The following is a 14,818-nucleotide window of genomic DNA, read 5'->3' on the forward strand; positions in this document are numbered from 1 at the left end:
TGGCCAGCCAGAACACCTCCTCGATATTCCACTCGGCGGCGGCCTCGGTCAGGTGCGGCGGCCGCGGGCGCATCCCGCCCGCCCATTCCGACCGTTCGACGCCGGGCCCGGCATGGCAGTGCTGGCACATCGCCTTGTAGTGCTCCGCGCCGGCCGCGATCATCTGGGGCGTGACATTCTCTGGCGGCGCGATATCCGCCGCCCGCCGCTCGATTGAATTTTGGAAGGTGGTCTCGAAGGCCCATCTGGTAACCGAGGTGTGGTCCTCGGTGGCCGCGATGTTGTAGAGCCCGCCATACACGACCACCAGGCCGATTCCGGCGAGCAGCGCCAGCGTCCCCAGGACACCGGCAGTCACGGCAATGCTGGCCCGTTTCCTCTCTTCGTCCATTTGCGGTCCCTGCTGTCACCGGAAGAAAGCAGGGGCGTGGCTTTTGTTCCGGCTTCGCTGCGGCATCCGCGGCGTATACTGCGCTACGCTCAAGCTCGCCGCTTTGAGGCGAGCGCCCAAGGGAGGAAAGCATGCAGGATTTCGCGGGCCGGATTGCCGTCATCACCGGCGGCGGCACCGGCATGGGGCGCGAGCTGGCGCGCCAGCTGGCGGCCGAGGGCTGCAACGTCGCCATGTGCGATGTCTCGGCGAAGACCATGGCGGAGACCAAGGCGCTGTGCGACAAAGCCGGCCTCGCCCAGGGCCAGCGCATCACGGCGCATGTCGCGGACGTGGCCGACGAGGCGCAGGTGACGCGCTTCCAGCGCGAGGTGGCGGAGCAGCAGGACACCGACCGCATCCACCTCCTGTTCAACAATGCCGGCATCGGCGGCGGCGGCAGCATGATCGCGACGCCGCGCGCGGAATGGGAGCGCACCTTCGGCATCTGCTGGGGCGGCGTCTATCTCAATACCCGCGCCTTCCTGCCCATGCTGATGCGGGCCGATGCCGGCCACATCGTCAACACCTCCAGCGTCAACGGCTTCTGGGCCTCGCTCGGACCCGGCGTGCCGCACACCGCCTACGCGGCGGCGAAATTCGCGGTCAAGGGCTTCACCGAGGCGCTGATCACCGATCTCCGCATCAACGCGCCGCATATCAAATGCTCGGTCGTGATGCCGGGCCATATCGGCACCTCGATCGCGGGCAATTCTGGCAAGGTGATCAGCGGCAATTTCTCCGACAAGCTGAGCGCGGCGCAGATCGCAACCGCCCGCGCGCGGCTTACGGCGATGCAAGTCGATGCCGCCAAATACAGCGACGAGCAGATCGAGGCGATGGTGAAGGAGCGCGCCCGCCGCTTCCTGGAAGAGGCGCCGATGACCGCGGCGGAGGCCGCCAAGGTCATCCTCGACGGCGTCAAGGCCGGGCGCTGGCGCATCCTGGTCGGCGCCGACGCGCACCGGATCGACGAGATGGTGCGCGCCGACCCGGAACGGGCCTACGAGCCGGATTTCTTTGCGACGATGGCGAAGGAAGTCGGCTGGCGCATCGGCTCGTGAGCGCGCCGCCCGCCCGCGCTGTCCCGATTAGTGGAACTCGATTGACTCGTTGACGGGCATGGCAGCAGCAAGCACGCTCGCCGCGATCGCGACGGCGTGCGTGACGATGCCGTCGCCGGTTGTCTTTGGGGGAGCGCCGTGGAACTGGCCGAACTGACCTTGGTGGAGCTTGCGGCCGTTCTGGCGGGTGGCAAGGCCTCCTCGCGCGAGGTGGCCGATACCTTCCTCAACCGGATCGAGAAGGCCGACGTCAATCTGCACGCCTTCACGGAGGTCTATGCGCCGGAAGCGCGGGCGATCGCCGATGCGGCCGACAAGGTGCTGCACGCCGGCCTGCCGCATGGGCCGCTGCTCGGCCTGCCGATCGGCTTCAAGGATCTCTGCGACATCGAGGGCCGCACCGGCACCGTCGGCTCGCAGATGTGGGCGAACCGCAAGGCAACGGAGACCTCGGCCACGGTGGAGCGCCTGCTCGCCGCCGGCATGGTGCCGCTCGGCAAGCTGCACATGGTGGAGTTCGCCTTCGGCGGCTGGGGCACCAACCCGCTGATGGGCGCGCCGTGGAATCCGTGGGATCTGGCGACCCATCGCTGCGCCGGCGGCTCGTCCAGCGGCACCGGCGTCGCGGTGGCGGCGCGCCTCGCCCCGGCCGGTATCGGCAGCGACACGGGCGGCTCGGTGCGCATCCCCTCGGCCTTCAACGGGCTGGTCGGTCTGAAAGTCACCTACGGCCGCATCTCGCTCCACGGCACCGGCCTGCTCAGCTGGACGCTCGATTCGATCGGGCCGATGTGCCGCTCGGTCGAGGATTGCGCGCTGCTGCTGCAGGCGCTCGCGGGGCCTGACCCGCGCGATCCGGCGACGCATGGTCAGCCGGCGGAAGACTTCCGCGCTGCGGCGGCCGGGCGCCCGATCAAGGGCGCGCGCATCGCGTTGCCGGATGCGGCCCAGCTGCCATCCTTCATGCATCCCGCCGTCACCGCCGCCTGGCAGACCGCGGCCCGCAGCTTCGAACGGCTGGGCGCCGTGGTGGAGCCGGTGCGGCTGCCCGACTGGTATTTCGATCTCTCCGTGCCGGCGGGCGCCATCATTGCCTCCGAGGCCTTTTCGCTGCATCGCGGCTATATCGAGGACGAGACGAAGGCGATCGGCCCGGCTGTGCGCCAGCGCGTGCTCAATGCCAAGAGCTTCGCCCCAGCGCTCTATGCCGAGACGGGGCGCGAGATGCAGGCGCGGCGCCGGTTCTTCGCCGACTGGTTCCGGCCCTATGACGCGATCCTGCTGCCCACGGCGGCGATCCCCGCCATCCCGCTCGACACCATCGACGAGATGTCGCCGATCCCGGGCTATCTGACGCGTCCGGCCAACTATCTCGGCCTTTGCGGCCTGGCGCTGCCGTCGGGCTTCGCCGACGGTCTGCCGCTCAGCGTGCAGGTGATCGGCAAGCCATTCGCCGAATCCACCGTGTTGGCGCTCGGCCGCGCCTTCCAGGATGCGACCGGCTTCCACAAGCGGAAGCCCGACCTCGCCGCGCTCGGCCTCTGAGCCCGTGGCGGATGCATCCGGCATGAACCGGCCGAACCCCTCGTCGCGCAGCGCCGACCGCGAGCGCGCCGACCGGATCTACTACACGCTCGCCGCCCTGCTGGGCGGCGCGGTGATCCTCTATTTCGCCGTGGTGCCGTTCGTCGGCGCCAATCTCGCCTTTCATTTCTACCTGATGCTGTGGATCACCATGGCCTCGGGCTTCAACGTCTCGTCCGGGTTCTCGGGCTACATGCCGTTCGGCTATGTCGCCTTCTACGGCGTCGGCGCCTTCACCACCGCGATCCTAGTGAAGAAGCTGGGCTTTCCCGTTTTGCTGGCGCTGCCGTTCTCGGGCCTTGCGGGGCTCGTTCTCGCGCTGCTCTTCGCCCCGACCTTGCGCCTCTCCGGCATCTACTTCGCCATCGTCAGCCTGGCGCTGGCGTATATCTGCCGCCTCGTCATCACCAATATGCCGGAGGAGATGACCGGCGGTAGCTTTGGCATTCAGCTCGGCAGCCAGGCGGAACCCGTGCTGTCCTTCTACGTCATGATGGCGACGATGATGCTGGCGCTCGGCACCATCCTGTGGCTGTCGCGCTCGCGGCTCGGCAAGGCGCTGCGCGCGGTGCGCGACGATGCCGAGGCGGCCGACATGATGGGCGTCAACATCACCCGCGTCCGCCTCTACGGCTGGCTGATCGCCGCCTTCTTCCCGGCGGTCTGCGGCGGGGTGGAGGCCTGGTACACCAACATCGTCGACACCGAGACCGCCTTCAACACGCTGATCACCGCCAAGACGGTGATCTACGCCATCGCCGGCGGCCTCGGCACGGTCAGCGGCCCGATCGTAGGCGCCCTGGTGATGGTGTGGCTGGACGAGCTGATCTGGCGCCAGTTCCCGCTGCTCAACCTGCTGATCCTCGGCCTGGCGACGGTGCTGCTCGTCCTGTTCCTGCCGCGTGGCATCGTCGGCACCCTGCTGCGCTGGCGCCCGGCCTGGCGCCGCTACGTGCCCTGAGGCCGGCCTATGGAAACCCTGGTCATCATCGGCATCGTCAACGGGCTGATCGTCGGCGGCGTCTACGCGCTGATCGGCATGAGCCTGACCCTGCTCTACGGCGTGCTGCGCGTGGTCAACTTCGCGCATGGCGAGTTCGTCATCGGCGGCTCGTTCCTCGCCTACGTGCTGTTCAACACGTTCGGCATCCCGCCGCTCGCCGCCCTGCCGATCGCCGCGATCAGCTTCTTCGGCCTCGGCTATGTCGCCTATTTCCTGCTGATCCCCCGGCTTGCCCGCAGCGACGATCCGGAAAGCATGTCGTTCCTGATGATGTACGGCCTCTCGATCGCGCTCGCGGCCTTCATGCTGGTGCTGTTCGAAGCCGATTCCCGCTCGATCGACTACAGCTTCACGCCGATCTCGATGAAGGTCGGCCCGGTCTATGTGGCCACCGCCCGCGTGGTGGCGCTCGGCGTCACCCTGGTGGTCGCCGCCGGGGTCAGCGCCTTCCTGTTCCTGACCCTGCCGGGCAAGGCGCTGCGCGCCGCGATCATGAACCGCGAGGCGATCCAGATCATGGGCGTCGACATCGTCAAGCTGTCGGCCTTCGCCTTCGCGCTGGCGACCGGCATCGCCGGCATCACCGGCGTGCTGGTGGCGCTGGTCTTCCCGGCCTTCAATGCGTTTTCGGGCCCGGAATACGCCATCATCGGCTTCATCGTTGTCGTGCTGGGCGGGCTCGGCAATCCGCTCGGCGCGCTGGCGGCCGGCGTCTTCTACGGCCTGGCCGAACAGCTCGCCACCGTGTTCCTGCCCCAGGCGATGGCGCAGATCGTCGGCTTCGCCCTGCTGGTCGGCACCATCCTGGTCCGCAATGCCGGCTTCGGCCGCTGGCGGGTCAGCCGATGAATGCGGCGCTGGAAGCCCGCGACCTGATCAAACGCTTCGGCGGCCTGGTCGCGCTCGACGGCGTGCAGTTCGCGGCGGCAGAGGGTGAGGTGCTCGGCATCATCGGCGTCAACGGTGCCGGCAAGACAACCCTGATGAATTGCCTCTGCGGCCTCTACCAGCCCGATGAGGGGGAGATCCGTCTGGCCGGCGAGGATGTTACCGGCCGCACGCCGCACGAGATCGCCGCTCGCGGCGTCGGCCGCACCTTCCAGGTGCCGCGCGTTTTCCGCCGCATGTCGCTGATCGACAACCTGCTGGTGCCGGTGCTGCGCCGGCGCGCGACCGACCGCGCGCTGATCGACCAGGCCGAGACGATGCTGGAGCGCATGCGGCTGATCGACCTGCGGCACAACTTCGCCGAGGAACTCTCGGGCGGGCAGCAGAAGCTGCTCGAGATGGCGCGCATGCTGATGCCGGATCCCCGGGTGGTGATGCTGGACGAGCCTTTCGCCGGCGTGCATCCGACGCTCTGCCGCTTCATGATCGAGCAGATCGAGGCCATGGCGGCGGAGCGGAAGACGGTGCTGCTGATCAGCCACGACCTCACCTCGATCTACCGGCTGTCGCATCGCGTGCTGGCGCTGAACCAGGGCCGCGTCATCGCCGAGGGCGGCGTCGAGGCGATCCGCGGCAATCCCGCCGTGATCGAAGCCTATCTCGGTGCGTGAGGGCCGGATGACCAATCCCGCCACGGATGCCCGCCCGGTCATGGAGCTGCGCAATGTCAGCGTCGCCTATCACGGCGATATCCGCATCCTGCAGGGCCTGAGCCTCGCGGTCCGGCCAGGGCAGATCACCGGCATCATCGGTCCGAACGGCGCCGGCAAGTCGACAGCGCTGCGCACGCTCTACGGCTTGCTCAAGCCGATCGAGGGCGATGTCGCGGTCGATGGCGAGGTGGTGACCGGCATGCCGCCCTGGCGCTTCATCGCCAAGGGCATCGCGCTGGTGCCGCAGAACCGCAGCCTGTTCAACGATCTCTCGGTCGAGGACAATCTGCGCCTGGCCTGCTGGTCGTTCCGCCGCGACAAGGCGCGGGTCAATGGCGCGCTGGAGCGCGCCTACGCGCAGTTCCCGATCCTGCACGAGCGCCGCAAGCAGCCGGCCGGCAAGATGAGCGGCGGCCAGCAGCGCTTCCTGGAACTGGGCCGTGCGCTTGCGCTGCAGCCGCGCGTCATCCTGCTCGACGAGCCGACCGCGATGATCGCGCCGCGCCTCAGCGCCGAGATCTACGAGTTCATCGCCACCCTGCCCAAACAGGGCATTACCGTCGTGCTGGTCGACCAGAACGTGCGGCAATGCGTGCGCATTTCCGACCATCTCTACGTGCTGGAGCTCGGCCAGAACAAGGTGGACGGTGCGAAGCAGGACTTCGCACAGGACGAGCAACTTCGTACTCTGATCGCCGAATGGGTCGATTATCGCATCGACGCTTGAGTCATCGGGGCAGCCGGCCGAGGCGGCCGGCGCCAAACAGGGAGGACCGAACATGAAACGCCGTGACTTCTTCTTGACCCTCGCCGCGCCCGTCCTGGCGGCCGGCCTGGCCGCCGCGCCGGCGCTGGCGCAGGACGGCCCGATCCGCATCGGCATGACCGTCTCCTCCACCGGCACCTTCGCGCTCGCCGCGCAATCGGGCCTGCGCGGCGCCGAGATCTGGGTCGACGACGTGAACTCGCGCGGCGGCATCGAGATCGGCGGCAAGAAGCGCAAGGTGGAGCTGGTCAAGCTCGACGACCGCAGCGACAAGACCACCGTGCCCAAGGTCTACGAGACGCTGATCAAGGAAGAGAAGGTCGATCTCCTGTTCGGCCCCTTCGGCTCCACGCTCACCGCCGCCGCGGTCAACGCGACCGAGACGGCGGGCAAGTTCATGGTGATCTGGTCGGCCTCGGCCGATTCGATCTATGCCCAGGGCTATAAATACGTCGTCTCGGCGACGCAGATCGCGGGCTCGCTGCTCGGCCAGCCCGGCGTGCGCGCGCTGCATTCGATGGGCGTGAAGAAGATCGCCTTCGCCTATCTCGACGAGCCGTTCCCGGCGGCGCTGACCCAGGGCGCGGTCGATCTGGCCAAGCAGCTCGGCATGGAAGTCACCATGAACGAGAAGTTCGCCAAGGGCACGAAGGACTTCAACATCCTGATCCAGAAGGCCAAGGCATCGGGCGCGGAGGCCTTCTATCCGACCGCCTACGAAGGCGACCAGATGACCATCGCGCGCCAGCTGCGCGAGGCGAACGTCAACTTCAACGCGGTCTATCTCGTCTATGCCTCGCAGCCGCAATTCCTGCAGCAGGCCGGCAAGGATGCCGAATACATCCTCAGCCAGACCCTGCTGCACGACAAGATCAACTGGAAGGTCACGCACGGCCTGAACCGGGCGCAGATGATGGAGCGCTACAAGAAGCTCCACCCGAACGCCCAGTACACCGCCGACTTCCAGACCGCGCTCGCCTACGGCGCCGGCGTGGTGACAGAGGAGATCATCAAGACCGCCGGGTCGGTCGACGCGGCCAAGCTGAAGGAAGCCGCGCTCAAGCTCAGCGACAAGATCACCACGGTGACCGGCGAGTACCAGATCGACCAGACCGGCAAGCAGTTCAAGAACGCCTTCTCGATCATGCAGAACCTGCCGGGCGGCATCGAGGTGGTCTATCCGCCGCAGGTCGCGACGGCGAAGCCGGTCTATCCGGTGCCGGCCTTCGACAAGCGGAAGTAGGGTCGGGCTTCGCCGTCGCCCTGCCTTTGACGCGCGAGAGCCGGCAGGCGCGACGGCGCCTGCCGGTTGCTCGCCGACTGCTGTCGGCCGTCGCGCTGGCGGCGCTGCTGGCCGGCACCGCCGCAGCGGCCGAGCGCGTCACCGCCGCCGTGGTGCTGGCGGTCGATGTCTCCGGCAGCGTCGACGCGGCGCGCTACGAGGTGCAGCGCGCCGGCATCGCCGCCGTGTTCACCGATCCGGCGATCCAGCAGGCGGCGGCCGGCGGCCTCGCCGTCGCGGTGATCGAATGGTCCGACGGGCATGCCGTCGTCATCCCCTGGACTATCCTGCGCAGCCATGAGGATGCGCTGGCCCTGGCGGCGCGCATCCGCAGGATCAAGCGCACACCTGGGGTCTCGACCGAGCTCTCGCTCGCCATGCTCGCCGCCGCCGACCTGCTCGACCAATGCCCCTGCGCGCCCGACCAGCGGGTGATCGACATCTCCGGCGACGGGCCGAATAACGGCCCGGTCTCGACCTGGATCGCGCGCGACCAGGTGGTGGCGCGCGGCATCACCGTCAACGGCCTTCCCATCGTGACCCCGGCCGAGCCGGATCTCGCCGACTGGTACGCCCGGGAAGTGGTGGGCGGCGAGGGCGCCATCCTGGAAGTGGCGCAGGGTTTCGAGGATTTCGCCCGCGCCATGCGGCAGAAATTCGCCCGCGAGATTTCGGCGCGGCCGGCAAGCGGGCCGGAGCGGCCGGTTCTCACGAATGCCGTGGATTGGCGCGTTCGCTGATTTCGATGCGTCTAGACCACACGTGCCGGAAACAGCGCCTTGAGTTCGCGATGGAACAGATTCGCGAATGATTGGAATCCCTTTTTGGATGGGTGCAGTTCGTTGTGCCAGGAGCTCTTTTGCGGCAGCAGCGTGCCTTGGCCGTTTATGAAGATCACGTTGGCGTGCACCGCCAGGCCCGTCAGCATGGCCGCGAATTGCTGCAGCATGGCCTTAACGACCTCCTGCCTTGCCGCGAGGGTCGGGAAATTGCGCAGGTCAAATGTCGGCTTCAGCCAAGGTCCCAGATGGCAAATGCCGCGGCCGTCCGGGATGGCAAAATCATAACCCTGAAACACCAGGACGGTGCCGGGACTTAGGCGGTCGCGCAGTTGGATCAGATCCTCGTACCCCGCGCGCACCAGCGCTAGCGCCGCATCGAACCGCTGCTGGTGAACCAGCTGGGCCGCCGGCACCGTCGGGTCCCAATCCTTGACCCAAAGCGCCATCGGATTGTCGACGATGTCGTTGCCGCCGCCGGAGAAGAGCAGTGCGTCCCATGGACCGCCGGCCGGGCAGCCTTTGCTCAGGTGGTCGGCAAGCAGCAGCCGTTCTTCGACGCCGAGCATATAGCGCACTTCATCGCCCGCCTTGGCCAGATTCAAAATCGGCACGCCGAGCAGGTTCTCCAGTCGAGGAATGATGCCGCCGCCGAAAAACAGTGCCGGGTAGTCGAACCATGAATCACCCTCGGCGAATATCTGCAGCGGCACGAACGAGCTGCTTTTGGATTTCGGTTCCGCGTCCGCCGGCTCCTTGGCGCTCTTCGGTCGTGCCCGGCGCGCGCCGCGCCGCTTCATGATGTCCATCGTCGCCTTGTACTCGCGGACGCGGCGCGCCAGCTCATCGTGCCAGCGCCTGTCGCGTTCCACGCGCGCAACGCCAATGGCGGCGGGCGATTCCGGCGGCAGTGCGCCTTTGCGTACGGCTTTCACCGCGAGCTTGGGCTGTTTGGCGCGGGCTATGCTCTTGGCTTCGGCCAGCGTCACCGGTCCCGAAGCGGGTGCCACGGGCCCCGTCGATCGGGCTTTGGCCTTGACCTTAGCGCGCGCCGGCTTCCGCGTCCTGTCGGACCTTTTCGAAGGTGCCATGTCGTCTCCCCTCCGCTGGCCGCGCATTTCCGGCGGTCGTCGTCTCCGCTACGGCAGGATCTCGATCCGCTCGGCGAGCAGCATGTAGTCGGCGATGAAGCCGTCGCAGCTGACGCGCATGCCGACATACTTGTCGAGCGCGCGGTCGCCGAAGGTTGGCCCGCCTTTGCGGCGGAGCACGAAGCGCCCCTCCGGCGTTTCCAGCCAGATCGTCATGCGCTCGCTCTTGCTGCCGCTGCCGAACGGACCACGCGACACCTTGCCCGTCAGACCATCGACCCGTTGCATGCCCGCTTTGCCGCTGCCCACGATTTCCCCATATAGATCCGATAGCCGACGATGCGGCCACCTACTTCCTTGGCCACGGCGGCGACGCTGGGAGGCGTGCCGTCGCGCGGCCGCTTCTTTGGCTGATAGACGGCGACATAGTAACGCGATGCCACCGGCGCTGCCTTGCTGCCGCGGGCCGTCCGTCCGCGCGGCGTCTTCACCTCGAAGGCCATGAAGTCCTTGTGCCGGCCGATCGCCGCTTCGCGGGCGATATTGCCGAGTGCTTTCGTCACGGCGGCGGACATCCGCACCTTCGTGGCCTTGCGCGACGCCACGGGCTTGGTCTCCTGCAGCAACTGGCCCTCATCACGCAACTTGCGGCGCCGGGCGCGCCGCTCCAGGCGCTTGTTCTGATCAACGTCGACACCTTTCGGCACGCTGGTGGCGCTGTTGATGAAAGTCGGATGAATCGATGGATCGCCGAGCAGGTTGAACTGCGCCAGTGTTTTCAGATCGACCGGGTCGAGTTCCGTCGTCTGCCGCACAAACTGCTGCCGGGCGAGCAACGCAGCGCGTCCGACGGACGCGCCGTCCAACACCGCCAGCAGGAAGTATTGCGTTATCAGATCGGCCGCGCCGTTCCCTTCCTCGGGGCCATAGGCAATGGTCGTGGCGCCGAAATAGCCGCAGGCGCCCTGCGCCAGGTAGCTCTGGCAAATCGGCATCGGCAGGGCAAGCGTGACGGAATCATAGAGCTCGGCACCGTAGCAGCATTCGACGGCCGCCACCGTGCCCGGCTTGATCCGTCCCTTGAGCGCGCCGCTCGACAGTGAGACCGGCTGCGCATTGCCCTTCTCGCCGTAGAATTGCGGATCGGCGAGGCCGCCATGGCAATTGATGAAATGTGCGAGCGGCGCCAGCCGAGTGGTCGAATGCTTCGGTCCGGAGGGCGGCGCAAGGGCGAGCATGGCGGAATTGCCGAAAACGTTGAACAGGCTGAGTTCGGTCGACCTCCGCCAAGAATGGGTGGAGAGCCCGAAATAGTTGCCGTAATCGGTTACCGGGCGCGGTCGATGCCGGCCGGCCGCGGCAAGCAGGCGCAGGAGATGCGAGGGTTCGCGCGCACCGGTCAGATCCGGCAGGCGGCCGACAACCCGGGTCGGGCCTTTGAACTTGGCGATGTCGCGAGAATAAGGCGCATCGCAGGCATAGGGCAGATCGCCGAAGGCGTGCCGGTCGGGATCGTCGGGCGGGTCGAAGGTGAGATTTGTCAAGTCCTGGTGCGGCACTACGTCGATCGCGCCGAGGATCATCAGGTATTCGAGCTCGACGCTGGCGAAGATCGCATCGATCGCATCCTTGTTCTGGCGCGCATTGCGCCGGTCGCTCACGGCAATGCCGCCGTAGCGCTTCATCGCCGTCGCGTCGTCGAGATAGACCAGTCGGCTTTTGATGCCCCTCGCGGCGTCGGCGGCGACCAGCGCATCCACCCCCTTGCGGATCTTGGCCAGGCCGGCCGTGCCGTACTTTCGGGTCAATGCGGATCTGTTGCTGACAATGATCTTGTCGTCCATTGCACCCCCCGTCGTTGGCAACTACTCCTGCGCCCAGAAGCCATGCTTGCGGAATTCGCTGCCGCTCCACCAGCTGCCGCTGCCCAGAAAGCCGTAGCGGAAATTGGTCACGCCCGCTTGGCTCTGCAGCGGACGGATCACTTTGCCGTCTGCGCGGTGGGCCGCATGCGCCGCATGCTCCGGCGCCACCAGCTGGATGTGCCCGGAGCGGTCGAGGTCGGTGCGCTGCGCGACAATGATCGCCGGTCGGCCCTGGTTTGCCGATGCCTGGAGCGCGTCGAGGTCAAACAGCCGGCGCCAGCCGAAGCTCGGCCCGTAATCCTCGAACCAGTCGGCGAGGTCGTTGGCGCTCAGCTCGCGCACTGTCTCGCCATAGGCGGCGGCGACCGGCTCGCCGGAACCGAGGCGCATCAGCGCCTTCGGCGTCCACCAGACGCGAGGCAGATAGACCCCGGCGAGATGACAGACGTCATGGGCGTAGATGTTGCAGAAAGTCGTGGTGCCGTTGGCGAGCCAGCGCTCGCCGCTCTCCACATCAAGCCAGTCAATGATGGCGAGCAAGCCGGCGCGCCGTGCCGCCGCGTCGCCGGCGACGGGGGGTGGGCGATCCGCTTCGCCGATCGGGAAGGCGCGACCGCCATCGCGGTGGCGGGTGATGTCGGTCCGGTTCTCCTTCAAATGCACCGCGCCGATCCGGGTTGCAGGCGGCGCTTCGGCCGGCGCATCGCTGGCCACTAGAAACGTCGAATTGACAAATCCCTCGACGCCGGCGCCCTGCAATACGGCGCCCACGCGCCACCAATTTCCCTCAGCCAGCGCCAGCCTGGCAACAATGCAGCCCTGCGGCAGCACCGCCACGCGATCCGCCTGCGCCGAGGGCTTGGCCCGCAGATTGAGCGCGGTGGCGGCGACACGGAATTGCATGGCCCTTTCTCCCCCACAGCGCGCCGATTCCGCGCACGCGGCGCCACCGTGGTTTCGGCCGCGATCCAACAGAAAGGTTGATAGCGTGTTCCATGTTATACCTTTGAGTGCAGAAATGCCAGAATGGCGAGGTTGATCGCCCGATCCATTGATCTAGCCTCGCCGCTTCGACAGCGCGGCGGTGGGCCAGATGACCTTGGCGATGAGTTGGGACGAATGGGCGCGGCATGATGCGCTTGGCCTCGCGGCCCGGCTGCGGAAGGGCGAGGTGACGCCGGCCGAGCTCGCGGCGCAGGCCGCCGCCGCCGCCGCCAAGGTGGATCCCGAACTCTCCGCAATCGTCGAGCTGTTCGACGACGTGATTGCCGATCCGTTGAAGGACGGCATGAACCCGGCCGGCCCCTTCGCCGGTGTGCCCTATCTGATGAAGGATCTCGGGCCGCAGATGAAGGGCCGGCTGCAGGAGATGGGTTCGCTGCTCATGCGCGGCAACCGCGCGCCGGCCGACACCTTCCTGACCCAGAAGATCCGCCAGGCCGGGCTCAACATCATCGGCCGCACGACGACGCCGGAATTCGGCTGCTGCAGCTCGGCGGAGAACCCCGCCGTCTATGTCACCCGCAATCCCTGGAACACCGGCTACACCACCTGCGGCTCCTCCGCCGGCACCGGCGCGGCGGTCGCGGCCGGCATCCTGCCGATCAGCCATGGCAGCGATGGCGGCGGCTCGATCCGCATCCCGGCCGGCGTCAACGGCAATATCGGCTTGAAACCCTCGCGCGGCGTGTTCTCCATCGCGCCGGCCCTGTCGGATCTCTCCGGCCTCGTCTCCACCCAGGGCTGCCACACCCGCACGGTGCGCGACAGCGCGGCCTTCTTCGATGCCTGCCGCGGCGGCGCGCCGGGCGAGTTCATGCCGTTCTGGCAGCCCACCGAGCCGTATCTCAAGCTGATCGAGCGCGATCCGAAGCCGCTCCGCATCGCCCTCTCGCACGAATGGGGCGACTATCGCGCCACGCCCGCGCTGGTCGACGAACTCACCCGCGTCGGCCGCCTCCTTGAAGGCCTCGGCCACAAGGTCGACTGGGCGCTGCCCAAGGTCGATATCCGCGCCGCCTTCGCCGCGCAGACCACCTGCTACATCAGCAATTTCGCCCAGACCATCGCCAACCTGATCGCGCCGCTCGGCCACAAGCGCCCGCCCGAGGGCCTGATCGAGCCGATCAACATCCGCATCTGGGAAGCCGGCATCAACACCAGCTTCAGCGAGCGCGCCAGGATGCAGGCGGTGTTCAACACCACCTCGCGCGGCTTCGGCGCCTTCTTCGAAGAATGGGACATCATCCTCACGCCGATCACCGCGCTGCCGACGCCCAGGATCGGCACCACCGAGTATCTGACCCTGAGCGACAATCCGGACGTGCACGACTGGTTCGGCAATCTCTGGCGCTTCTTCGCCTATACGCCGCTCGCCAATCTCTGCGGCATCCCCGGCATCTCGCTGCCGCTCGGCCGACAGGAGAACGGCTTGCCGCTCGGCATCCAGGCCCAGGCGGCGCAGGCGCAGGACGGCTTGCTGCTGCAGCTCGCCGCCCAGATCGAGCGCGCCATCGGCGGCCAGTGGAACGACGGCAAGCGGCCGGGGGTGCACGTCACCAACTGACAAAAAGGGGGAGGGAAGACGATGCCGATCCTGGAAAAGGGCAAGACCCGCATCCACTACGAGGAAGCGGGCGCCGGCCCGCCGCTGCTGGTGCTGCCGGGCGGCGGGCTCAACGCGACGATCGCCAAGCTCGACGGGCCGGGCTCGTTCAACCCGCTGAGGGAATTCGCTGCCACGCATCGCGTCGTCGCGCTCGACATCCGCAACGCCAATGGCGGCGGCACCACCGGGCCGCTGGAGCTCGACCGGCCCTGGGACGCGCATACCGACGACCAGCTCGCGCTGATGGATCATCTGAAGATCGACCGCTTCGTGGCGATGGGCTTCTGCATCGGCGGCCCGCTGATCTGGAACCTGATCCGCCGTGCGCCCGATCGCGTCATCGCCGCCGTGCTGGTGCATCCGAGCGGCCACCGGCCGGAGTTGCCGAACCAGTTCTTCGACAACAACATGGCGAACTGGGCGCCGCAGCTCTGCGCCACCCGGCCCGAGATCACCGCCAGCATGGCGGAGACCTTCCTCAACAGCATGTACCGCTCCGGCAACGACTTTGTCTTCACCGTGACGCGCGACTTCGTGCGCGAATGCAGGACGCCGGTGCTGGTCATGCCCGACGACATTCCCCCGCATCCTTTCGCCGCCGCGATGGAATCGGCGATGCTCGCGCCGAACGCGCAGGTCAGCCTCTATCCCTGGCGCGATCCGCCCGAGCGCGTGCCGCTGGCGCTCCGCCACGTCAGCATGTTCCTCGCCGCGCACCGCGCGATGGCAAGTTAGGCGAGGCTCG

The 14,818-nt window shown here is 67.4% G+C and carries 15 protein-coding genes; 10 read left to right on the forward strand and 5 right to left on the reverse strand.

The window, feature by feature from the left end:
• The coding region (locus tag DT074_RS20140) for a c-type cytochrome (protein ID WP_162915038.1) at window positions 1-391 on the reverse strand (391 nt) is incomplete at its 3' end.
• Window positions 392-522: 131 nt separating this feature from the next.
• Here DT074_RS20140 and DT074_RS20145 point away from each other — a divergent pair.
• From DT074_RS20145 to DT074_RS20180, 8 genes are all read left to right on the forward strand, one after another.
• Entirely contained in the window at window positions 523-1,494 is a 972-nt protein-coding gene (locus DT074_RS20145) for an SDR family NAD(P)-dependent oxidoreductase (RefSeq protein WP_119421664.1), read from the forward strand.
• Between the two features lie 138 nt (window positions 1,495-1,632).
• The gene (locus DT074_RS20150; protein ID WP_119421665.1) at window positions 1,633-3,039 is read left to right on the forward strand and encodes an amidase; all 1,407 of its coding nucleotides are present in this window, start codon (window positions 1,633-1,635) and stop codon (window positions 3,037-3,039) included.
• A 22-nt stretch (window positions 3,040-3,061) separates the two neighbouring features.
• Window positions 3,062-4,039: a branched-chain amino acid ABC transporter permease gene (locus tag DT074_RS20155; protein WP_119421666.1), complete on the forward strand. Its 978-nt coding sequence runs from the start codon at window positions 3,062-3,064 to the stop codon at window positions 4,037-4,039.
• Between the two features lie 9 nt (window positions 4,040-4,048).
• Window positions 4,049-4,930 (forward strand): branched-chain amino acid ABC transporter permease, encoded by an 882-nt coding sequence (locus DT074_RS20160; RefSeq protein WP_119421667.1) that lies wholly within the window; start codon window positions 4,049-4,051, stop codon window positions 4,928-4,930.
• Entirely contained in the window at window positions 4,927-5,640 is a 714-nt protein-coding gene (locus tag DT074_RS20165) for an ABC transporter ATP-binding protein (protein ID WP_119421668.1), read from the forward strand. Before DT074_RS20160 ends, DT074_RS20165 begins: the two co-directional genes overlap by 4 nt.
• Before the next feature lie 7 nt (window positions 5,641-5,647).
• Window positions 5,648-6,409 carry an ABC transporter ATP-binding protein gene (locus tag DT074_RS20170; protein WP_368744795.1) on the forward strand — a complete coding sequence of 254 codons (762 nt, stop codon included), beginning with the start codon at window positions 5,648-5,650 and terminating at the stop codon, window positions 6,407-6,409.
• A gap of 52 nt (window positions 6,410-6,461) precedes the next feature.
• Window positions 6,462-7,691, forward strand: a complete 1,230-nt coding sequence (locus tag DT074_RS20175) for an amino acid ABC transporter substrate-binding protein (RefSeq protein WP_119421669.1) — start codon at window positions 6,462-6,464, stop codon at window positions 7,689-7,691.
• A 26-nt stretch (window positions 7,692-7,717) separates the two neighbouring features.
• Complete coding sequence (locus tag DT074_RS20180) at window positions 7,718-8,470, forward strand: DUF1194 domain-containing protein (protein WP_162915039.1); 753 nt, start codon at window positions 7,718-7,720, stop codon at window positions 8,468-8,470.
• Window positions 8,471-8,481: 11 nt separating this feature from the next.
• Here DT074_RS20180 and DT074_RS20185 read toward each other — a convergent pair whose 3' ends face one another.
• From DT074_RS20185 to DT074_RS20200, 4 genes are all read right to left on the reverse strand, one after another.
• The gene (locus DT074_RS20185; RefSeq protein WP_119421671.1) at window positions 8,482-9,498 is read right to left on the reverse strand and encodes a GDSL-type esterase/lipase family protein; all 1,017 of its coding nucleotides are present in this window, start codon (window positions 9,496-9,498) and stop codon (window positions 8,482-8,484) included.
• 150 nt (window positions 9,499-9,648) lie between these two features.
• On the reverse strand, window positions 9,649-9,888 hold the full coding sequence (locus tag DT074_RS20190) for a hypothetical protein (RefSeq protein ID WP_119421672.1): 240 nt from the start codon (window positions 9,886-9,888) through the stop codon (window positions 9,649-9,651).
• Window positions 9,867-11,444 carry a hypothetical protein gene (locus DT074_RS20195; protein ID WP_119421673.1) on the reverse strand — a complete coding sequence of 526 codons (1,578 nt, stop codon included), beginning with the start codon at window positions 11,442-11,444 and terminating at the stop codon, window positions 9,867-9,869. The genes DT074_RS20190 and DT074_RS20195 overlap by 22 nt, the downstream gene beginning before the upstream one ends.
• A 21-nt stretch (window positions 11,445-11,465) precedes the next feature.
• The gene (locus DT074_RS20200; RefSeq protein ID WP_162915040.1) at window positions 11,466-12,302 is read right to left on the reverse strand and encodes a hypothetical protein; all 837 of its coding nucleotides are present in this window, start codon (window positions 12,300-12,302) and stop codon (window positions 11,466-11,468) included.
• Window positions 12,303-12,558: 256 nt separating this feature from the next.
• Between DT074_RS20200 and DT074_RS20205 the strand changes: the two genes are divergently transcribed.
• Both DT074_RS20205 and DT074_RS20210 read left to right on the forward strand, forming a co-directional pair.
• The gene (locus DT074_RS20205) at window positions 12,559-14,031 is read left to right on the forward strand and encodes an amidase (RefSeq protein WP_119421705.1); all 1,473 of its coding nucleotides are present in this window, start codon (window positions 12,559-12,561) and stop codon (window positions 14,029-14,031) included.
• A gap of 21 nt (window positions 14,032-14,052) precedes the next feature.
• A complete protein-coding gene (locus DT074_RS20210) occupies window positions 14,053-14,808 on the forward strand; it encodes an alpha/beta fold hydrolase (protein WP_119421675.1) in 756 nt (251 codons plus the stop codon).
• The last annotated feature ends 10 nt before the right edge of the window (window positions 14,809-14,818 follow it).

Source organism: Desertibaculum subflavum, assembly GCA_003576705.1.
GTDB lineage: Bacteria > Pseudomonadota > Alphaproteobacteria > Ferrovibrionales > Ferrovibrionaceae > Desertibaculum > Desertibaculum subflavum.